Origin of the sequence: Methylobacillus glycogenes JCM 2850, from assembly GCF_000617925.1 — a bacterium.
GTDB classification, from domain to species: domain Bacteria; phylum Pseudomonadota; class Gammaproteobacteria; order Burkholderiales; family Methylophilaceae; genus Methylobacillus; species Methylobacillus glycogenes.
On the sequence record NZ_BAMT01000012.1, the window covers coordinates 61,924 to 81,613 of the forward strand.

Sequence of the window (19,690 nt, forward strand, 5' to 3'; positions counted from 1 at the left end):
CTCAATAATGTATGGCGATGACTTCAAGTTCCAGATCGCCTGCCGGTCTATGCCAGGTGGCGCTTTCGCCTACCTTGAGGCCTATCAGCGCCCGTGCCAGCGGCGAAACCCAGCTCACCCTGTGGGTGGCAATATCCGCTTCGTCTTCGCCGACGATATGAAACTGGTGCTGTTCACCGTTTTCATCTTCAAGCTCAACCCTGGCCCCAAATAACACGCTGTCAGCAGGCTGCGCTGCTGGGTCAACCACGATGGCGCTTTCCAGCCTGGCGGCAACATAGCGTAAATCCCTGTCCAGCATGGCCAGCTTTTGCTGAGCAATAGGGTCATCTTTGCGGTTGGTCAGGGCAAGACGTTGCTCGGATAGGGTATCAGCCTGCTGTTGCAGTTGCGCATAGCCTTGGCTTGTCAGGTAGTTGGGATGCGTGCTGATGGGGCGCTCGGGCAGGTCGGTGCCAGCGTGCTCCAGGTCATCCTCTTTGACAAATCCTCGGCTCATGGACTCGGCATCTATAAAACCTTGAATTATAACCCAAGGCAGAGAGCAAGTCCGCAGGCGATGAACGCAAAAGCCTGATAACTCATGCTGGGGAAGCCTCAGCATGGAGCATAAAAAAACGCGACCCGGTTGGGGATCGCGTTTTATGTGCTGCTTTCCTGGCTAGTGTATTGGCTAGTTCTGATATCTAGCGTGAGCTTGAATCAACGAAAATAATTCAGCCCCAGTGCTGCCTTGACTTCACTCATGGTCTGCGCCGCAACTTCACGCGCCTGATCTGTGCCTTCACGCAGCAGTTGCAGGATATAGCCCTTGTCCTGTGCCAATTCTGCACGGCGGCTGCGTATGGGTTCCAGCAATTCTTGCAGCACGGCTTCGAGACGCTTCTTGACGATGCTGTCTGCCAGACCGCCACGAATATAGTGGGCTTTCAGTTCTGCCACGCCGTCCTTGTCAGTGTCAAAAGCATCCAGATAAGTGAAGGCAATATTGCCTTCCACATGGCCAGGGTCTTCAACGCGCAGGTGCAGAGGGTCGGTATATACCTTTTTCACCGCCTTGCTGACTTCGTCCGCAGTGGCGCTGAGGTTGATGACATTGCCCAAAGACTTACTCATTTTGGCTTTGCCATCAATGCCGGGCAAGCGGCCCAGTTCAGGCACCAGTGCCTTGGTTTCCACCAGGATTTCCTGCTTGGTGGCCGGGTTTTTGTACAGGCGATTGAAGCGACGCACGATTTCATTGGTCTGCTCTATCATCGGAATCTGGTCTTCACCTACGGGCACTAGCGTCGCCTTGAAGGCAGTAATGTCGGCCGCCTGACTGACGGGGTAGGTGAGGAAACCCGCAGGAATATCCCGCTCAAAATCACGCAGACGAATTTCTTCTTTCACCGTAGGGTTGCGTTCCAGACGCGCCACGGTCACCAGGTTGAGGTAGTAGAAGGCCAGTTCAACCAACTCGGGTACTTGCGACTGAATGAAGATGGTGCTCAGCTTGGGGTCTATGCCCACGGCAAGGTAATCCAGCGCTACCTCAATCACATTGCGATGAACCTTGTCTATGTCTTCCATATTGTCGGTCAGCGCCTGCGCGTCGGCGAGCATGATGTATTGCTTGTATTCATGCTGGTAGTTAACGCGATTACGCAGGCTGCCGACAAAGTGGCCCAGATGTAGTGGGCCAGTGGGGCGGTCCCCGGTCAGAATAATGGGTTGAGTGCTCATATCGTATTCTCTATGCCTGGGGCGCTCAGCTTGACTGGCACCCAGGCGTTCGCTTGATGTTAATCAACTTCTCACGTCATCCAATATACTTCAATGCTGGTCATTGGCATGAGTGGTGATTGGGTAAGTGATTGAATGTATATAAAATCTATGAAAATGGAGACTTGCTTTTAAGCGCAGTTTTTTCATTGATGTCTAGCGGGCCAAAGTATAGCATGCATGGGCATCACCACCATGCTGGCTATATCCCGCTACGAATATCAACATCATCCCAATATGACATCCAAAGTTATGAATATTAATACCGCTATCATCAGGCTTGATGAAACTGAAGTACATCTGCACTTCAGAGCAGACTCAGTAGGTGATCAAGGCGTGATTGAGCAGATTTTCCAGCAAGGGGATTATGATATTTCTCAATGGCCGCAAGGCCAGAAGTTACTGGATTATCATCTTGAACAATCCAAAACTCAGCCCTCTTTGATTATTGATGCGGGAGCCAATATTGGCGCTTCTGCGGTGTTTTTTTCCCATTTTTATCCCAACTCTCTGGTCTTTGCGATTGAGCCTGATGAGATGAACTGGCGCTTTTTGGAGCTGAACACAAAGCAATTGAATGTGTTCAATTTTCATGGCGCTATTGCCGATGTGGATGGAGAGCTGCTGATCGAGGACCCGGGCCGCTCAGACTGGGGTTTCATGACTCGCCCCGTGAGTGATGCTGATCAAGGCCTGGATTTAAAGCGGGTGAAAAGTATTTCTCCCGCCAGCATACTGGCGCATCCCAGCACGCAAAATACCAAGCCTTTGATATTGAAAATAGATATTGAAGGAGGGGAAGATGCCTTGTTTCAAGGCGACACTACTTGGTTAAACAAATTTCCCTTGGTCATTATTGAGCTGCATGACTGGATGCTGCCATTTTCAGGATCTTCAAGAAATTTCATCAAAGCCATCGCACAATATGATTTTGATCTTTTACCAAATGACGAAAATCTATTTCTCTTTAATCGGCAGATTTTGGGTGCCTGAGTTTGTGTTGTACAAGGGAATCTGACGATGTTTCGCTGGGTATCCAATCATGGTGTGACCAATGCTGACATGTCCAAGTCAAAATAAAACAGGCTTCATTAATAAAAAATGAAGCCTGTTTTTTTTCACAATACCTAGCCTATTGAGGCAAGGATTATTCCCATTCTATCGTCGCTGGCGGCTTGCCAGACACATCGTAAACCACGCGGTTGATGCCGCGCACTTCGTTGATGATGCGGTTGGACACCTTGCCTAGCAGTGAGTAAGGCAGTTCTGCCCAATGCGCAGTCATGAAGTCGCTGGTGACTACGGCGCGCAGGGCCACTACATAATCATAGGTGCGGCCATCACCCATCACGCCTACAGACTTGACGGGCAGGAACACGGCAAAGGCTTGCGAGGTTTTGTCGTACCAGGATTTTCCATCGGCATCCTTGGTGGCGCGCAGTTCTTCTATGAAGATGTTGTCAGCCCTACGTAGCAAGTCGGCAAACTCGCGCTTGACCTCGCCGAGGATGCGCACGCCCAGGCCAGGGCCGGGGAAGGGGTGGCGGTAGACCATGGCATGCGGCAGGCCCAGGGCCACGCCCAGTTCACGCACTTCATCCTTGAACAGCTCGCGCAGGGGTTCCAGCAATTGCAGTTTCAGCGTATCTGGCAGGCCACCAACGTTATGGTGGCTCTTGATGGTGTGCGCTTTTTTGGTTTTGGCACCTGCAGACTCAATCACGTCCGGGTAGATGGTACCCTGCGCCAGCCAGCGTGCCTGTGGCAGTTTGGCAGATTCGGCCTGGAACACTTCCACAAATTCGCGGCCTATGATTTTGCGCTTGGCTTCTGGGTCGCTGACGCCTGCGAGGTCACCGAGGAACTTGGCGCTGGCATCAACATGAATGACGCGTACGCCCAGGTTATTGGCAAAAGTCTCCATGACTTGTTCGGCCTCATTCAGGCGCAGCAAGCCGTTATCAACGAACACGCAGGTGAGTTGATCACCAATCGCACGGTGAATCAAAGCTGCGGCCACGGAGGAATCCACGCCGCCAGAGAGACCGAGGATAACTTGGTCGCTACCGACTTCATCACGGATGCGCTGGACTGCGGTTTCAACGTAATCTGGCATGTTCCAGCTACGGTCACAGCCGCAGATTTCGTGCACAAAGCGGCTTAGCAGGGCGCGGCCTTGCTTGGTATGTGTCACTTCGGGGTGGAACTGTACAGCGTAGTAGCGGCGGCTTTCATCGGCCATTGCAGCAATCGGTGTTGAGCTGTTGCTGGCGATGATCTTGAAGCCTTCTGGCAAGGCCGTCACCTTGTCACCATGGCTCATCCAGACATCCAGCAGGCCGTGGCCTTGCTCATTGCTGCTGTCCTGAATGTCCTTGAGCAGGGCAGAGTGGCCTTGCGCGCGGATTTCCGCATAACCAAATTCGCGCTTGGCAGCGTTTTCCACGCTGCCGCCAAGTTGTGCCGCCATGGTTTGCATGCCGTAGCAGATGCCCAGAACCGGCACACCTATCTCGAATACCTGCTGCGGAGCACGCGGGGTTTCGTCTTCGTAAACCGAGTTAGGGCCGCCGGAAAGGATAATGCCTGTGGGCTGGAAATCGCGGATGAAGGCATCATCCACATCCCAGGAGTGCAGTTCACAGTAAACATTGGCTTCGCGCACACGGCGTGCGATTAGCTGGGTGTATTGGGAGCCAAAATCGAGAATCAGTATTTTCTGTTGCATGTAAGCTCAAGCGCGTGGAGTTAAATGAATAAAAGCCCGGCGCGCCGGGCATGCATGCTTAAAGTGCTTGCATACGCTTCCCAGATGCTGGCTTGCCAGCCTGGGAAGGGTATGGCGGACATCTGTCCGCTTAACTTAGCCACTTTAGGAGTCTATGCGGTAGTTAGGGGCTTCTTTGGTGATTTGCACGTCATGTACATGCGACTCACGCATGCCAGCGGCAGTAATCTGCACAAATTCAGCACGGGTACGCATTTCTTCAATGGTGCTGCAACCAACATAGCCCATGGAGCACGCAAGCCACCCATCAGCTGATGAATCACCGCCAGCACGCTACCCTTGTAAGGCACACGGCCTTCAATACCTTCAGGTACTAGCTTGTCGGCGTTGCCGTTGTTGTCCTGGAAGTAGCGGTCGCTAGAGCCTTTTTCCATGGCGCCAATCGAACCCATGCCACGGTAAGACTTATAAGAGCGGCCCTGGAACAGTTCAATTTCACCAGGCGCTTCTTCAGTGCCAGCAAACATGCCGCCTAGCATCACCGAGTAGGCGCCAGCAGCAATAGCCTTGGAGATATCGCCAGAGAAGCGGATGCCACCATCGGCAATAAACGGTACGCCAGTGCCACGCAAGGCTTCTTCAACGTTGCTCACAGCACTGATTTGCGGCACACCTACACCCGCCACAATACGGGTGGTACAGATGGAACCTGGGCCTATACCGACCTTGACGCCATCAGCGCCAGCATCAACCAGTGCCTTGGCAGCAGAGGCGGTGGCAATGTTGCCGCCGATTACTTGAATTTGTGGGAAATTTTTCTTCACCCAGTTAACGCGATCCAGCACGCCTTGGGAGTGGCCGTGAGCGGTATCTACCACCACCACATCAACGCCAGCTTCAGCCAGGGCGGCAACGCGTTCTTCTGTACCTTCGCCCACACCGACTGCTGCGCCTACGCGCAAACGGCCTTTCTCGTCCTTGCAGGCGTAGGGGTGATCGCTGGATTTCTGGATGTCCTTGACCGTAATCAAACCCTTGAGCTCGAAGGCTTCATTGACGACCAGTACACGTTCCAGTCTATGCTTGTGCAGCAGGCTGGTCGCTTCTTCCAGGCTGGCACCTTCACGCACTGTGACCAAGCGGTCACGCGGGGTCATGATGTTGGAGATGGCTTGATCGAGATTGCTTTCAAAGCGCAGATCGCGGTTGGTGACTATACCACCACCTTGTTGCCATCGACAACGGGCAGGCCGGAGATGCGATGCTGGCGAGTCAGGGCCAGCACATCACGTACGGTGAGGTGGGGTTGTATGGTTACAGGGTCATGTACCACGCCAGCCTCAAAGCGCTTGACGCGCGAGACATGCGCAGCTTGTGCTGCAATGGTCATGTTCTTGTGAATAATCCCCATGCCGCCTTCTTGTGCCAGAGCAATAGCCAAAGGCGCTTCTGTCACGGTATCCATGGCAGCAGAAATCAGTGGGATGTTAAGGCTGATATTACGGGTGAGCTTGGTGGCGAGACTTACTTCGCGTGGCAGCACGTTGGAGTGTGCAGGAACCAGGAGAACATCGTCGAAAGTAAGCGCTTGTTGCAACAGACGCATAGAATATCTTTCCGGCAAAAGGCAATTATACCGAGGAGTGCCTCAGTGGTAAATCACACTAGTCAATCTTTGTGTATATCTGTCGTTAAATATCTTGAAGCAACAATCAAGTGGCTTGTCTTTAAACGCGTGTGCTGATTGACGGCTAGAAAGAAGCCACTTAATGTGTGATGCGCGGTACTTCTATATTCGGGGGATGCATGAATAAAGCCCATGGTCGTTTGGTATTGGGTCTATTGTTAGGTCTGATGATCACTGTGCCGCTCATGGCACAGGCGCAAGTTTTCAAGTGGAAAGACAAAAATGGGGCGGTTCAGTATTCGGATACGCCTCCCCCGGGTAATGTGGCCTATGAAATGGTAGACAAAGCCAAGCCTGCGCCAAAACCAGCAGCGCCAAGCGGGGCTGATGCGCAGGCAGTGCGCAATGCTGCAGCGCTAAGGCGTCAAAGCGATGCTGAATTGGAAAGGCGCAACGAAGAAAAGGCCAAGGCTGACCTGCAGGCCAAGCAGGCAAATTGCCAGAACGCCAAAGCGGATTATCAGAATTACAAGCAGGGTGGGCGTATCTATAAAATGACGCCTGAGGGTGAGCGGCAATACTTGGGTGACGAAGATATCAGGAAAGGCCTGGAAAGCGCCACCAAGCAAGTGCAGCAATACTGCGAGCCTGAGTGAGGCTAAGCTAGTCACAGGTGATGACTGGTTAAACTAAATTATCAATGAATAAATACCAAGGCGGCTTTGAGCCGCCTTTTGTTTTAATGGAGCTCGGCCTTTTTGCTGGCTAAGTTTTGTGGTGCTTATTTGACTTGAGTCAGGTTGTCAGCGCGCACCACAAACGCCTCGACAAAGGTATTGGCGATATGGCTGAACACTGGGAGATAAGTTTCTCTAGTAACACACTGGAAAATTCATACTGCAGGCTGAACTCCACCTTGCAGGCATCTGGTGCCAGGGTGATAAAGCGCCAATGGCCCTGCAGATGTTTGAAAGGGCCATCCTTGAGGCGGATTTCCATGCTGTGTGGAAATTGCTTGAGATTTTGTGTGGTGAATTTCTGTTTAATGCCGTGATAATCAATATGCAGCGTTGCCTCGGTCACGCTTTCATCACGTTGGTGCAGTTCTACACCGCCGCACCATGGCAGAAACTGGGTGTAATCTTCCACCTGATCTACCAGTGAGAACATGTGCTCAGCCGAGTGCCCGACCAGAACTGTTTTATCAACCTGTGCCATTCGCGTTGCGATCTAGAGTAAAATGCCGATTTTACGTCATAATTCCCCGGTATCAAGCAAACAAGGGCGCGGCCATGCTGTGCGTGTCCTGATGTTAAGCCTCGCCGGCAAGCGCCTATCACCATGAGTATCGCCCAGAACAAAAAAGCGTTTCACGACTATTTCATTGAAGAAAAGTATGAAGCAGGGATCGTGCTTGAAGGCTGGGAGGTCAAGGCGATTCGTGAAAACCGCATTCAGCTGAAGGAAGCCTACGTCATTATCCAGCGTGGCGAGATTTACCTGATAGCTGCCACGTCACGCCGCTGGGTTCTGCCTCTACCCACGTCAGGCCTGATGCCATTCGCACGCGTAAGCTGTTGCTGCACAATGAACAAATCGCCAAGCTCATAGGCAAGGTGGAGCGTGCGGGTTATACCCTGGTGCCTTTGGATATGCACTACACCCGTGGTCGTATCAAGGTACAAATTGGCTTGGCCAAAGGTAAAAAGCAGTACGACAAGCGCGCCACCGAGCGTGAAAAAGACTGGAAGCGTGAGCAAGGCTCATTGATGAAGAAATACGTCAAAACCCAGTCCAGTAGTTAACTCCCCTCAGTAATATCTGCTTTCAGAATTTTCTGACATGCTTTGCCGCCATGCGCTGACGGCAAAGCGCGTGCTCGACGGTTAAAGTTTGCCCAATAGTTTGATATATGTGAGGTGGCAAATGAATATCTTTGAAGCATTGCGGGAAAGTCATGAACGTCAACGAGACATACTGGCGCAACTCGTCAATACCAGTGGTGATACCGAAGAACGTACCTCACTGTTCAAAGCCATTACGCTGGAACTGGAAGCCCACGAACGTGCAGAAGAGCGACATTTTTATCGCCCACTGATGATGGACGATAACGGCGTTGATCCCAGCCGTCACGGCATTGCCGAGCATCATGAGATTGATGAAATACTAGAGCAACTCAACGATACCGATCCATCATCCCCGGCTTGGCTGAGCCATGCCAAGCAATTGCAGCACAAGGTGCTGCATCATTTGGATGAGGAAGAGCATAAGTTTTTTCAGATGGCAGGCAAGATATTGAGCCAGGAAGAAAAAGAAAAACTCACCAAGCCCTATTTGAAGGATTATGAAGAGGCTTTAACCCAGCATTAAATGGGTGCTTAACGCTTAGCGTGAGCGCTTGTGACGATAATCCCAGGGTGGAATCGGCTTGGCATCCTGCCATAGCCCTTGTTTATCGCGCTGGGCCTGATATTCCGCCTGCGCATAGCGGGATTGATCCTCAGGGTCTTGCTCGCGTGCATAGTGCTTGTAATGCCAAGCCATGCCTTTTTGGATTTGCTGTAGGCCTATATCCTGTTGCTTGTAACTGACCTTGGCTACCAGGCGTCCGTAGTTATCCTTTTTGTTCCACTCCGCATTGACAATTTTGCCGTTAATCGCCCGATTGAGCGCCACGCGCGCTTGTTTGCCAAAGGGTTGATCGCGTTCTGGGGCATCAATGCCCAAGAGGCGGATTTTGTATTGAGTGTTGTCGCGCATGATGGTAATGCTGTCACCATCGGCAATGTGGATGACTTTACCCGTCAAGGTTTCTGCATTAAGCAGATTTGCACTTAGCAAGCTCCAAATTAAAAGCAACTTGCAAGCCGCTTTAATGCTCATTACTTAAACCCCAAAAACTCCCGGTTTCTCCCGCGCGGGAAAAACGCGCATCTTGACTGCATAAATGATTGACGCGGGATTCACTGAGTTCGCAATTGATGGCAATGGAAATACTGGAGCGGTATTTATAGCGTGTGGTTTGCTTGCTTTTCTTGAGCCAGTTATAAATTTTTTCGGTTTCTTGCTGTGTGCGGTGGCGGTTTGTGACCCAGGGAATAACCAGAATGATCAGTAGTGCGGAAATTAATCCCACTACGATAAATATATTGATCAGGGTTTGCGGGCTAAGCGTCATACATCAAGCGAATAAAAGGTGAGATTGTCCAAAACGCTATGGTAAGCCGTTTACCATTGAAATGCGAGCGAGTAGCAATAACACATCACACGCAATAACGTTACAGCATTAATGTGGCGCCATGGTCATGTAATAAATGATCATGATCAAAGTGGCGATCACCAGCAAAATCACCGCCATCTCCGAGAATTTCATTTTATCCTCGACCAGCTCAAGGCCGCATTCGAGGCAAACTTCTGCCAAAGCGCTATTTTCGTGACTACATTGAGGGCAAATAATCAGGGTCATGCACGGGGGAGATAAATAACTTAAGCCTTAGAGGGTAACAAGAGCGTGGATTGCATCAAATAGTCTAAATGGGCTAAAACATGGCAATGCTCAAGCTGCTGTTGTCGAGTTTTTTGTCATTGCAATCAAATATATGTGGTGAGATTGTGGCTGGTGGTTAATGCGTGCCAAATGGATTTTTTTGCAGAAAAAGCCACCCAATAGTTTCAGCATACCTGAGTCTGATATCGAAAACTGCTTTTATAGAGCCTGAGCTTGAAGCAATGGTTCAACGCAGCGGTTCAATAGTAATGGATAAACTGAGGTGCCGTCACAGTGGCTTGATCATGAGCGACATTGCATTTGAGTACACATTAGAAAGCGCATGGTGAATAATCCTAAGTATCATATTTTTCATATATGTGTCATTTATGTTAAAGTAAGCACTGTGTTTACAGCGTGAAAAACTCGATTGCAACTCTTTCCCAAGTTTCAATTTAGCAGGTGAGTAAATGCCTAAGCCCTCAACAAAAATAACGAGATTAATGGATACCTTGATGCTGATTTGTGTAGGTGCCATCGCCTGGATCGCCTTTGCAATCAACAGTAATAGCTGACTTAAGAGGTTTTCTGTATTTAAGTGCATGAGCTGATTGAATTTAATTTCAAGCTGGCAACAACAATAGCAATCTAGCCAGCTCAATGTAAATTATTCTTCAAACCTGGCTTGCCCCTCTCACTGCCTGCCCCCAGGGTGTCATCTCGCTTTATGCAAGATCATTCCCCGTGTTTGCGCAGACGCATGTGCTTCTTTACAAGCTCTGCATTAGTCCGTTCGGACCATTGGCTATACCCTAAAAGCAAGAGTAATTTGATTCTGTGCTTTGACCCGCTAAAGGCGTGAGGAGGGGAAAGGCCATGAAACCAGAACAAAAAGAAGAACTGCTTGCTTTGGCCTTGGTGATTGGAAGTTTGGCCATCCTTTATTTGTGTTATTTATTGTTCGAAATGATGGAAGATCAAATTTGAAAGTAAAAAAAGCCGCAAAGCGGGCTTTTTATATGGGATTGCACAATCCCACGCTGATTAGCGGGAATATAGCTTAAACCATCCTGGTTTAAGCGTATTGGCTGTTACGGCGACGCGCGCTAATACCAATCAGGCCCAAGCCTAACAGCATGAGGCCATAGGTTTCAGGTTCTGGCACAGCGGCGGTAATACCTACGGTGTAGCCATGCCAAAGCTCTGAAGTGTGCGTGAAGCTAATGCTGTTATAAGTACCCTTCAGGCGCACCACGGCATGCAAATCACCACTCCCAAACAGGCCAGTTTCTGTGCTATTGAGAATGGGTGTACCACTACCCCAATATCCGGGTGCGTAACTCACTATTTCTATGGGCGCATTAAATTCCAGCGTATTGCCATTCCAGCTGACCAGCGCAATCAATGGATCAACCACGGCAGTGGAAAACACAATGGTTTCAGTGCCTGCACTATTAAGCGCGATGATGTCGGAAGTACTCGGTGCGTTTTCAACCGCTGGGCTGATGTAGGGGGCAGAGGGAAGGTAATAATTGATACCACTGCCATCAGTTTGTACGAAGTGATAATTGGTAGAACTGCTGGTGTTGATGCCAACAGTAGTACCTAAGGCATCAATAGAGCCGGTGACGGTATTATTCGAGCTTTGAGTCCAATCCGCCCAATACACTGTTGCGGCATAGGCGGAGTTACTCAAGATAAGCCCTGCACCCAGCAATAGCGAAATGACTAACTTCATAATCTTCTCCCTGGTATTAATGATCAGCACCCGGTGGAATGTATAAAACATCCAGCAAAAAAGTGCTGAAACTTGTTTGGAATATCTGGATATAACAATATGAAATTAATCCAACTGGCTTAGCATTTCAAGCGCTGAGCATAGTCTGTTTGGACCATTGTTAGGCTGGGGTGGCTTTCCATCTGGTAAGCCGCGCGATTTATGGCTACAGGCTTGAGCTAAGCGGCACCATTGAGCACGCTGCCTGCAAGCAAGAAGGGGATCACGATATGGAAATTTTTGGATATGAGGATATTAGTGAAGGGCAAGCCCCAAAGTTGCTAAGGCTGGCGGAGTTGACCTTCAGTGCCTCAACGCGGGAGGAGCTTGAAGCCATTGCCAGTTTTTTATTGGATTGCGCTGAAAAAATGCAAGCGCCAGATTGGGAGCATGAGCACTTGGGCGACTCAGAATTTGCGCGTAGTGGATTGCCCGAGGTGATTGTGTTTGCAAAGCGCTAGCGAACGAGTGCTCAGCTCCGACTATGGATGGTTGGTATAGCTTAGTTAGGGAAACGCTAAGTCTGGTCTACTTTGAGCAGATATGGGGGAGACACGGTTTTACAAATATCAGTCAGTCATAGTTTTCGAATATTACTTCTTTGACCCAAAAAAAGACCGTTAAAAAAACGGCAGATAAAACTATAGCAATAATCATTTTTATCCATTCCATGTCAGGGATAAAAATAAAATGAAGTTCGAACCAAATCCTAACAAGAGCATATAACCCTGCTATAGCCCATGTTATGGTCATCAGTACCAGATAAAGTGCAAAATATCCAGGTAAATATTTGAGCTTATACAGTTTAAATCCCTCTATTTTTTTTGGAGGATCGTAGATATCCACCACGAGAGATTGGCGGCAATGAATGCATCTTGCATCAGTTGCTTCAATTGGGCGGTTGCAGGCAGGGCAGTTCATGGTTGGGTAGTTTTCGAATGCCATGTCATAGGCAAAAAATTTGCCACTTGCTAGATGCATGATCCTATTTTTAAGTGTGTTTGGCAGCGCTATTTTGGCACAAGTTTACAGCTCTGGCCCAGGCAAAAACGCAAGCTTCACAAAAGTTATGACCTTTACTGCGCTGTCTGCGAGTTTGCTCAAGTTGTCATCAAGGTTGAGATTATTAACTGATGGCGCGGGGGAAATGTTTTTAACTAGTTAATCAGGCTTGTAGGTGACTTTCATTTGCTCCGACTTTCAACGCATCTGAATAATCTGCCCATGTATGCATCATGGCTTTACGCTGCTCGATAATATTCGGCTCGAACCTCAAGCACTCACACAGTAGCGGGCAAGCTATTGGATGGAGTCCACTGATTTCTGTATAGATGAAATGCAGCTAATCTCAAGCGTAGCTATGCGGGTTGCCAAAGGGGGTAGGCGAAAGGGTTTTCTGTATGGGCTGTAATTCGTAGCCCTTAAAGCACCACGATGACTTTCTTAACCGCGATAATGTAAGACGGCAAAGCTAAAGCCCATGTGTAACCTGAAGCAATAGCCAGGATAGGCGCACTGATGGCCCATATCTTGGGGCCTTTATATTTCAGTGCCGCAAAGGTAACTGCAAAAGGAATCGTGAATGCCTGTACAACACAAATCCCAGAGAATAACAGCCAATGCCACGGGCCTTTCTCTGCAACAAAATTTAGCCATTCTGCTGCCAATGCGAAGCCCGCGCCAAAAATCCATGTTGTGATAGCAAGGCCATAGTCCCCACGTAAATACTTAAGGAACACTCTCCAGGGAGATAGCGTAAACCGCTTGGGAGCCTGAGAGTGTTCTACAGCGGTATTCATATCTAGGAGATGGCATGTGAAGTAAGTGTGGGAAGACTATCACATCATCGTTGGGTGTAATACAGGGGTGTAGATTTAGCCGGGCGTTAGGGCCTGAGGTGTGCCCCTAGGTACCCCCACGGGGGGTATTCGTTAGATGACGCCTAAGGGGATACCACTTCGGATTTTTGTTGGAAAATATCCTTAAGGTATTGGACTATGATTTTCAGATAGAGAGTCAATGCTTCTGTTAACAGAGTCGCCAAACTCATCACTATCAAGAACAACAAATAGAGCTAAGTTGAAAACATGGCCGAATCTGCAAATGAAAACAGAATTTCTGAAGTCACCAGTCATGCCGTAAGAGTAAGAGAACTGCTGAGACAAGACGATATTTTCTCGTCTTAAGTTTTGGACAGGAAACAATGTGTTAAACAATTCATAGTCTTGAAATGATTCGCCTCGAAGCCAGGAGGTGTTGGTTTCACCAAAAGCTGTAATATCTGCTTCGGCAGGTAAGATGAATTGATTCCCAGAGTGAAGGTAGTGGAGCGCTTTGGCGAGCTTAACACCGAATGTTTTTAATGCAGCATCAAACTCCGGAGGAAGTTTTGCCAGCGGTATTTGGGAGTGAGTTGCACCGCGCGGTAATTCAAATCCAGACTGTCTAGCTAGTGCCCGCTTTTGATTTGTGGAAGCAGATGTTATTTTTTTCGCTAAGCTATGTTTCCTAATGATGAACTCTTCAAATACCTCTTTCGCCTTTTGTTTTGTGGCTTCAGAGGCATCTAGTATATCCCACCCTACTGCAGTTAAAAATGAAACGAGATATTCAGCATCGCTGCTACTATTGTTACAAGAGTCACATGCTGAAAATACGTAACCCTCGGGCCATTTTCGATCAATGAAAATGCTCCGTGCTGGAATGTGATCTTGTGAAGTTGATGGCGTTACACCTCCACAAAATATACAAATTGGATTGTTACTAAGGAAGCGTTTTACTTTTGTTAAAGACTGTCCCATATGTATGAAAATTTATTGATCTTGTCGCTTATGATTCTATCAGTGTTTAGATGAGAGGCTTTCAAATATCTCAATCAATAATTGTTGTTTCATACTTAAGTTTCCTCATCGATTCTCTTAAAGTCTTCAACGAATTCCCCACCCCATAGGTACTCCCAACGTCACTCCCTACGTGTCCCGTAAAAGCGTCATGAATTTCCCTGGGTATCCCGCTATTACGACACGCATCTTTAAACGCATGGCGGAAGCTATGGAAGACCTTACACGTGTCCGTAATGCCTAACTCTAACCGACACCAATTGCCCCACCATTTTGAGTAGTTGTGCGTAAGCTGTAGGCCCTTAACGCGATTGAGTTTAGGGAATATGGATGTCTCAGGGTCGTGACTCTCAAAATACTTAAGGAAACCGAAGCGTATCAGTTCTATTGAGTATTCAAGCAAGGACTAAGCGCGGAGAGATGCTTGGTAACAGTAGCAGCGGAGAGCTCAGCCTCAAGCCTATTGTCTTTGAATGCGACTATATGGCGCTTCTCAATCTGGTCTAAGCGCAAGGCCGAATGGAGTTCATGGACCAGCTTGACCGTGTATTCCCACTTGCTGATTATCTTCAGCTTAGAAGCGTAATAAAGTGCCCACTCTGGGATAAAGTGGGAGAGGGTAAGAAAGGAGCTTTAGGTTCATCTATGACCTTCTCTGGAACCGTTACCTTTGGGAGGTATTAACTCGGGGAATGTCCAGAAAAGTTACCAGAGGGATGATAGGCATCTCTTGCGGGACAAGAGCAGTTTGAAAATCAAAGCCTTAATGAATTGGTGTCCCCGTCAGGACTCGTCATGCACGATTTTGTATGGGTCTATTGTGGAAATGGGTAAAAAATGGGTAATGAATTTTTATTTTGATAGTCTAATAAATTATTGTTCGTCAATGAATTAATTGTTACGCGATATTCAGGAACCGAACCAGATTTCGATTTAAAGAATTCTAAAATTGGTTATCAGTCTCAGGAAGGGATTTTTGCCAACGATGTTTACTCATTCTGCGCAGGCTGAATATCAGTGATGAGAGATGGCAGACGGTCATGAACATAATAGGCGAGCATCCAGGTAGTGGGCAGCCAATGCTACGTCAAGTTTTACGGGCATATAAGCCTGACCAAGTAGTACCGCGCCATCACCCTTGATGTGTCTAGCGTTTTAGTAGTAGCTTGCCAGGGGAGCAAGCTCAGAACATGGTGAAGGGGTTCAACCACCAAGAAATGATGTTGTTCACGATTGGCACCAGAACCCCAGCCGCAGCTGCGACGGCCGCCCACATCGTCCACTTAGCGGATTGCTGCGCTGCCAGGGCGGCATCAGAGGCACATTTGATCGCGCGCATTTCTATATCGCGGCTGATCTGCGCCTGCTTATCCCTTGACGCCAGTTCCGTCCGGTGTATCCATTCTGCAAACCACATGACGCGTGGGCCTGTTGCACTTTCATGCTGGGCTTTGGCCCATGCCAGATCGTGGTCATTGCAGGCCTGTTCAACCTCGATACATGACTGGTATTCAAGTGAAGCCATGAGCAGACCCTTAATTGATGAGCTTGGGGCAATTCTGCTGACTGTAGAGTAGGAATACAAGAAGCCCAGCTTGAAATAAATCGAAGGGTTGCTAAGTACACCTAGGGTTTTGTAGCATGACATCCCAGCGGATAGGGCAGAGTGCCGTCGCAGGCGGCGATACCATCGCCGTCCTGGAAGGCAGCACACGACACAAGAACTACCTGATGGGAATAGACACCTCCGCATTTGGAAAAGGAGCAATCTTTGCTTCATTCACAGATGGTGCATTAAAAAAATCTTCCAACTTCTAATTTTTCAGAATAATTCTTAACAACGATCCTACATTCTGGGATCTAAAGCTTAGGAAAAACTCTTTAAGTTCGTTAAAAATATAGGGTGAAAATCGTTGTTAATCTGAAATTTTACAATAATATTCTCGCTGATAATGATTACGATATTAAGTTTTTATGTAAGTCTCACCAGCTAGCTGGAACCCCTTGACATTAGCGAATATACCATCTTTAAGAGTTTGTATATCATGATGGGGAAACCGTTTTTTAATTTCAGGGTAATATAGTGGGGCACCTCCTCCAACAATAATGATATTATCAATATAAGCTCCGTTACCCACCTTAGCTTTCATTTTGTTTACATCGCGCTCAATAGATTTCTTAGCTCCTTCTTTGTACTTATTCAACCAAATTGGTTGTCCACATAGAGTAACAGGTCCACAATTTATTAATGCATTATCCAGGCGCTGCAGTTCTTGTACTTTAATGCCAGTATCTTTTGATATCTGATTAGCTAAACCTTTAAGATAGCCTGAAACACCTCCACTCGTATTGCCACAAGTTGGAAGCTTTTGATCTACACCTTTTGTTACAAACCATTGATAAGAGTAATATCCAGCATCAATAAGAAGATTTATTTTATTATCAATCCGTATATATGACTTATTTGTGGAGCCGTAGTAGAAAATACCACCGGCAGGTTGAGGAAATATCCATACTTTAGATATTTCAATGAAACATCCTGGTGTTAATTCAACAGTACCTGTGTATTTATTTTGCAAATAAATACCGATTTCTTTACTATTGAAAACACTGATTGGTAGTCCAAGGACAAGTAAATCGAGTTTCTTGATGTTCATGAAGTTTAGTGCAGCCCTTAGCATTGCATCATATGGAAATGTTATTGCATACATGTAATTGAAATCCATAGATGCACTACTTACTGATGCTTGATGCACATCCGGACCAACTTCGTATTGGTTTCCATGAACATCTATAATTACAGTATTCCTTGTTGCTTTTTCAGCTAAACTTATTGATGTTGGAACTGCGATTGATGGAAATGAGTCAACGATGATATCTCCCACATCAGTCACTTCACGTACGTATTTTGCATACCCATATCCCAGGTCAATTGCTCTCACAGTTAGGTTATTTAAGTTCTTCATTATTCATCCAATCGTTGTTTAAGGAATGTAAAGATTAAATGATTATTAAAATACCTACCTATGGAATGCTGCAGGATTTTTCCTACTCATTTCCGGGACTATCCCGAAATAAATAAATCAATCGCGCGCATGTAGCAATAACTTTAGGGCGTTTCCCAACTACACTTTTTAGTTACCCCCTCGAATACTCATTAAATATCTAAGTCATTCGAAAGGTAGTCTCCATTATCCTAGTGTTACATTAGCCGTATCGAATTTGCAGTACAACTTACCTCCGTCTGAGGGCTTCAGACATCGACCTTTACCAGCTGTGCGGATACTGACACTTAGTTTCAAGCTACACGAAGTAAGCTGACGTTGTTGTTATCGCCACCTCGGCGTTTTTTTTTTGAGGTTGCAGAAGTATTTTCATAAGAACTAGAGGCTTTGTATTTGCAGTAATGCCAAGGGTTCTTAGAAAAAACCGTAGAAATTTCACACTAGATTAAGAAAAAAGCTTTCCCGATTCGCGATTCCTTTGGCGAATGCGTTGTTGGTATTGGATGCCCTAGTGGCTAACAACCCAGCAGCTGGAACGGTCTCTACTCAAAGCAGAGTTAAGGTCAAGATCGGATGAATAACTACGTATGCACCACGCTTAACGGGCCATCTACCAATTGGGGATGCAAAAGCAGCTGACAACTCCCTAGTGGACTTATTCAGCTCTGTGTCTGGTACACAGTTCGAAGAGGGCTCCAAAGCCAGCCCTCTTCTTGGCGACTCATTTTTAAGGTGCGGCTGGGTACATTTGTATGTCTTGGTAGATAGTTGAAGCAGATTTTTTTGCAGATGGTTGGTCAGGTCGATCGAGGCAGATTTTTGATATTGGATAGTTATTTCAGTTCGTTATGCGGCAACTAGGGGGAGGCTGAGTTGACCTTGAATAACAGAGGAGGGGACAACGCCATGCACCCAGCATGCTCTATCTTTATGGTTCGGGAGCTGTGGGGGCGGGAAATAATCCAGGCCAGCTCTGGTAGCCTGGCCTTAACCAAGAGTGGGCCTTAATTAAAACATCTTTACGACACCAATTTAGATACATCAAATAACAGGGGCAATAGCCCCAGTTATTTTTCATAAACTCTATAGACGCATCTTAGTGACCATTTCCTTTGGCATTTCCAGAATCATGTCCCGTCTTCTGCTTGTCTGGATGCTGGTTCGATTTCACATTTGGATCGGATTGTTGCTCAGTTGCGTTTTCCATGGATTTGGTTTTTGCTCCTTTACTATCCTTATTTTGCTGACTAGAAGTGTTTTTGTCATCAAGCGCTCGTGGATTGACTTGTTCAGCAAATGCAGTTGAGCAGAGCAAAAATGAACTGAGGCTGAACATAGCGACGATTTGTTTCATGATCTTCTCCTTGTGTATGGAGAAATTAGCTTAGAGTTCTTCAGATAAATTGGTTGTAAGCTTTGGCTGAGTTATGGGGATGAATGATTCATTTCAAGCTGTATGATTGCATTACTGAATTTCTCAGCTGGCCAGAAATGTGTGGGTAAAAAAAAGCCCGCGAATACGGGCTTAGAAGTTGTTAGCAATTAATTAGTGCTTAGTATCTTGGTTCAACAGAATCAACAAGTTTTTTGAATCAATTTCTCCGTCTTTACCCGTTAAAGCCGCCAACATTGATGCTTTACGGTCTGTAAGCTCTTGGCCCATTTTCTTTAGGTTAAGTTTTTTGGCTTCTCGCACCTTCGGAAACATTTCTGTTTCCTCTTCTTCTACATGATGCTCTATATACTCGCTGAGCACTTTTACTTTCGCATCGTACATAGGGTCTTTGGGATCGCCAGATTGGATTTGAATAATTAAATCCTTAGCACTGGCATGTTCAACATCCGCCTCATTGAGCAGGTCATCATCATCAATAGCTTCTCGAGCGGCTGGGTAAAACACTTGCTCTTCAATTTCAGTATGAATGATAAGCTCGGCGCAAATCCGATTTGCAATGGCAGTCTTGCCGGCAATGTCATCTTTGTCTGCTAACTTTTCATATTGTTTGAACAGCTTTTTCACTTCTGCATGATCATTCTTCAAAACCACAATCGCATCATGCTTTATGGCTGATGATCCAGAACTGGATGTAGTAGTTGCCATGATTTGACTCCTTAATTGAAAGGTAGCTCATCATGCTGGGTAGCGTAGAAATCGTTTAGTCTATCTATGCTGATTTACATGTAGGAAAAATACTGTATGTCATTGATACATAGGGAAAATGATAATGCTATTTAATCGCAACAATCGATAGTCTTAACTCAAACCCATCGCTATCTGATTATCGAGATATCAGCCCATTCTGTGGTGTAGTTCGGGCTCTTAGATGTTCGCCGCATTTTCCACGCATGCTCAACGCCTTCGCTGGCCAACTTAAAAGTCCCGCCATGGTATTTCTTATTGATCAGGTCTAGAGGCGCAATCAGCCTCACGGCCTTATTGTCCTCTTTGGAGCAGCCGAATA

The 19,690-nt window shown here is 47.1% G+C and carries 18 protein-coding genes and 3 pseudogenes; 5 read left to right on the top strand and 16 right to left on the bottom strand.

Annotation, left to right across the window (positions count from 1 at the left end; all coding sequences use genetic code 11):
* Position 1: 1 nt before the first annotated feature.
* Together JCM2850_RS13615 and trpS are read right to left on the bottom strand one after the other, a co-directional pair.
* A complete protein-coding gene (locus JCM2850_RS13615; RefSeq protein WP_025872542.1) occupies positions 2–499 on the bottom strand; it encodes a GreA/GreB family elongation factor in 498 nt (165 codons plus the stop codon).
* Positions 500–702: 203 nt separating this feature from the next.
* Positions 703–1,725 carry a tryptophan--tRNA ligase gene (gene trpS / locus JCM2850_RS13620; protein ID WP_025872543.1) on the bottom strand — a complete coding sequence of 341 codons (1,023 nt, stop codon included), beginning with the start codon at positions 1,723–1,725 and terminating at the stop codon, positions 703–705.
* Positions 1,726–1,944: 219 nt separating this feature from the next.
* Between trpS and JCM2850_RS20630 the strand changes: the two genes are divergently transcribed.
* The gene (locus JCM2850_RS20630; RefSeq protein WP_025872545.1) at positions 1,945–2,757 is read left to right on the top strand and encodes an FkbM family methyltransferase; all 813 of its coding nucleotides are present in this window, start codon (positions 1,945–1,947) and stop codon (positions 2,755–2,757) included.
* A 154-nt stretch (positions 2,758–2,911) separates the two neighbouring features.
* On the opposite strand, the gene guaA is transcribed toward JCM2850_RS20630, so the two are convergent.
* Both guaA and guaB read right to left on the bottom strand, forming a co-directional pair.
* The gene (guaA, locus tag JCM2850_RS13630; protein WP_025872547.1) at positions 2,912–4,492 is read right to left on the bottom strand and encodes a glutamine-hydrolyzing GMP synthase; all 1,581 of its coding nucleotides are present in this window, start codon (positions 4,490–4,492) and stop codon (positions 2,912–2,914) included.
* A 144-nt stretch (positions 4,493–4,636) separates the two neighbouring features.
* Positions 4,637–6,098, bottom strand: a pseudogene (guaB, locus tag JCM2850_RS19465) (IMP dehydrogenase).
* Positions 6,099–6,298: 200 nt separating this feature from the next.
* On the opposite strand from guaB, the gene JCM2850_RS13640 reads away from it, so the two are divergent.
* Positions 6,299–6,775, top strand: coding sequence for a DUF4124 domain-containing protein (locus tag JCM2850_RS13640; protein WP_025872548.1), 477 nt, complete (start codon positions 6,299–6,301; stop codon positions 6,773–6,775).
* A 125-nt stretch (positions 6,776–6,900) separates the two neighbouring features.
* Here the strand turns inward: JCM2850_RS13640 and JCM2850_RS19470 are convergent.
* A pseudogene (locus JCM2850_RS19470) lies at positions 6,901–7,337 on the bottom strand (type II toxin-antitoxin system RatA family toxin).
* A 123-nt stretch (positions 7,338–7,460) separates the two neighbouring features.
* Here JCM2850_RS19470 and smpB point away from each other — a divergent pair.
* Positions 7,461–7,924: pseudogene (smpB, locus tag JCM2850_RS19475) on the top strand (SsrA-binding protein SmpB).
* 121 nt (positions 7,925–8,045) lie between these two features.
* Positions 8,046–8,489, top strand: coding sequence for a hemerythrin domain-containing protein (locus JCM2850_RS13655; protein ID WP_025872550.1), 444 nt, complete (start codon positions 8,046–8,048; stop codon positions 8,487–8,489).
* Between the two features lie 15 nt (positions 8,490–8,504).
* Here JCM2850_RS13655 and JCM2850_RS13660 read toward each other — a convergent pair whose 3' ends face one another.
* The 3 genes from JCM2850_RS13660 to JCM2850_RS13690 form a co-directional block, all read right to left on the bottom strand.
* The gene (locus JCM2850_RS13660; RefSeq protein ID WP_234406270.1) at positions 8,505–8,927 is read right to left on the bottom strand and encodes a thermonuclease family protein; all 423 of its coding nucleotides are present in this window, start codon (positions 8,925–8,927) and stop codon (positions 8,505–8,507) included.
* 64 nt (positions 8,928–8,991) lie between these two features.
* On the bottom strand, positions 8,992–9,297 hold the full coding sequence (locus JCM2850_RS13665; protein WP_025872554.1) for a hypothetical protein: 306 nt from the start codon (positions 9,295–9,297) through the stop codon (positions 8,992–8,994).
* 1,384 nt (positions 9,298–10,681) lie between these two features.
* Positions 10,682–11,344 carry a PEP-CTERM sorting domain-containing protein gene (locus JCM2850_RS13690; RefSeq protein ID WP_081775084.1) on the bottom strand — a complete coding sequence of 221 codons (663 nt, stop codon included), beginning with the start codon at positions 11,342–11,344 and terminating at the stop codon, positions 10,682–10,684.
* A 269-nt stretch (positions 11,345–11,613) separates the two neighbouring features.
* On the opposite strand from JCM2850_RS13690, the gene JCM2850_RS23020 reads away from it, so the two are divergent.
* On the top strand, positions 11,614–11,844 hold the full coding sequence (locus JCM2850_RS23020; RefSeq protein ID WP_148301284.1) for a hypothetical protein: 231 nt from the start codon (positions 11,614–11,616) through the stop codon (positions 11,842–11,844).
* Positions 11,845–11,956: 112 nt separating this feature from the next.
* Here JCM2850_RS23020 and JCM2850_RS13700 read toward each other — a convergent pair whose 3' ends face one another.
* The 8 genes from JCM2850_RS13700 to JCM2850_RS21125 all read right to left on the bottom strand — a co-directional run bounded on the left by JCM2850_RS13700 (position 11,957) and on the right by JCM2850_RS21125 (position 19,658).
* On the bottom strand, positions 11,957–12,364 hold the full coding sequence (locus JCM2850_RS13700) for a hypothetical protein (protein ID WP_025872560.1): 408 nt from the start codon (positions 12,362–12,364) through the stop codon (positions 11,957–11,959).
* 440 nt (positions 12,365–12,804) lie between these two features.
* Positions 12,805–13,182 (bottom strand): hypothetical protein, encoded by a 378-nt coding sequence (locus tag JCM2850_RS13705; protein WP_025872561.1) that lies wholly within the window; start codon positions 13,180–13,182, stop codon positions 12,805–12,807.
* A 183-nt stretch (positions 13,183–13,365) separates the two neighbouring features.
* On the bottom strand, positions 13,366–14,184 hold the full coding sequence (locus JCM2850_RS13710) for a hypothetical protein (RefSeq protein WP_025872562.1): 819 nt from the start codon (positions 14,182–14,184) through the stop codon (positions 13,366–13,368).
* A 1,222-nt stretch (positions 14,185–15,406) separates the two neighbouring features.
* On the bottom strand, positions 15,407–15,748 hold the full coding sequence (locus tag JCM2850_RS13720) for a hypothetical protein (RefSeq protein ID WP_025872564.1): 342 nt from the start codon (positions 15,746–15,748) through the stop codon (positions 15,407–15,409).
* 439 nt (positions 15,749–16,187) lie between these two features.
* Positions 16,188–17,189 carry a PRTRC system protein D gene (locus JCM2850_RS13725; protein WP_081775082.1) on the bottom strand — a complete coding sequence of 334 codons (1,002 nt, stop codon included), beginning with the start codon at positions 17,187–17,189 and terminating at the stop codon, positions 16,188–16,190.
* A gap of 1,135 nt (positions 17,190–18,324) precedes the next feature.
* Positions 18,325–18,582 (bottom strand): hypothetical protein, encoded by a 258-nt coding sequence (locus tag JCM2850_RS13730; RefSeq protein WP_025872566.1) that lies wholly within the window; start codon positions 18,580–18,582, stop codon positions 18,325–18,327.
* A 192-nt stretch (positions 18,583–18,774) separates the two neighbouring features.
* Entirely contained in the window at positions 18,775–19,329 is a 555-nt protein-coding gene (locus JCM2850_RS13735; RefSeq protein WP_025872568.1) for a hemerythrin domain-containing protein, read from the bottom strand.
* 170 nt (positions 19,330–19,499) lie between these two features.
* Complete coding sequence (locus JCM2850_RS21125; protein WP_081775083.1) at positions 19,500–19,658, bottom strand: DUF4113 domain-containing protein; 159 nt, start codon at positions 19,656–19,658, stop codon at positions 19,500–19,502.
* Between the last annotated feature and the right edge of the window lie 32 nt (positions 19,659–19,690).

Bases quoted from the DNA above. Each gene is read 5' to 3' on its own strand.
- JCM2850_RS13730 (WP_025872566.1), bottom strand. From the start codon at position 18,582: ATGAAACAAATCGTCGCTATGTTCAGCCTCAGTTCATTTTTGCTCTGC.
- JCM2850_RS13615 (WP_025872542.1), bottom strand. From the start codon at position 499: ATGAGCCGAGGATTTGTCAAAGAGGATGACCTGGAGCACGCTGGCACC.
- JCM2850_RS13690 (WP_081775084.1), bottom strand. From the start codon at position 11,344: ATGAAGTTAGTCATTTCGCTATTGCTGGGTGCAGGGCTTATCTTGAGT.
- JCM2850_RS13700 (WP_025872560.1), bottom strand. From the start codon at position 12,364: ATGCATCTAGCAAGTGGCAAATTTTTTGCCTATGACATGGCATTCGAA.
- JCM2850_RS13705 (WP_025872561.1), bottom strand. From the start codon at position 13,182: ATGAATACCGCTGTAGAACACTCTCAGGCTCCCAAGCGGTTTACGCTA.
- JCM2850_RS13640 (WP_025872548.1), top strand. From the start codon at position 6,299: ATGAATAAAGCCCATGGTCGTTTGGTATTGGGTCTATTGTTAGGTCTG.
- guaA (WP_025872547.1), bottom strand. From the start codon at position 4,492: ATGCAACAGAAAATACTGATTCTCGATTTTGGCTCCCAATACACCCAG.
- JCM2850_RS23020 (WP_148301284.1), top strand. From the start codon at position 11,614: ATGGAAATTTTTGGATATGAGGATATTAGTGAAGGGCAAGCCCCAAAG.
- JCM2850_RS13725 (WP_081775082.1), bottom strand. From the start codon at position 17,189: ATGAAGAACTTAAATAACCTAACTGTGAGAGCAATTGACCTGGGATAT.
- JCM2850_RS13655 (WP_025872550.1), top strand. From the start codon at position 8,046: ATGAATATCTTTGAAGCATTGCGGGAAAGTCATGAACGTCAACGAGAC.
- JCM2850_RS13735 (WP_025872568.1), bottom strand. From the start codon at position 19,329: ATGGCAACTACTACATCCAGTTCTGGATCATCAGCCATAAAGCATGAT.
- JCM2850_RS13710 (WP_025872562.1), bottom strand. From the start codon at position 14,184: ATGGGACAGTCTTTAACAAAAGTAAAACGCTTCCTTAGTAACAATCCA.
- trpS (WP_025872543.1), bottom strand. From the start codon at position 1,725: ATGAGCACTCAACCCATTATTCTGACCGGGGACCGCCCCACTGGCCCA.
- JCM2850_RS13720 (WP_025872564.1), bottom strand. From the start codon at position 15,748: ATGGCTTCACTTGAATACCAGTCATGTATCGAGGTTGAACAGGCCTGC.
- JCM2850_RS13665 (WP_025872554.1), bottom strand. From the start codon at position 9,297: ATGACGCTTAGCCCGCAAACCCTGATCAATATATTTATCGTAGTGGGA.
- JCM2850_RS20630 (WP_025872545.1), top strand. From the start codon at position 1,945: ATGGGCATCACCACCATGCTGGCTATATCCCGCTACGAATATCAACAT.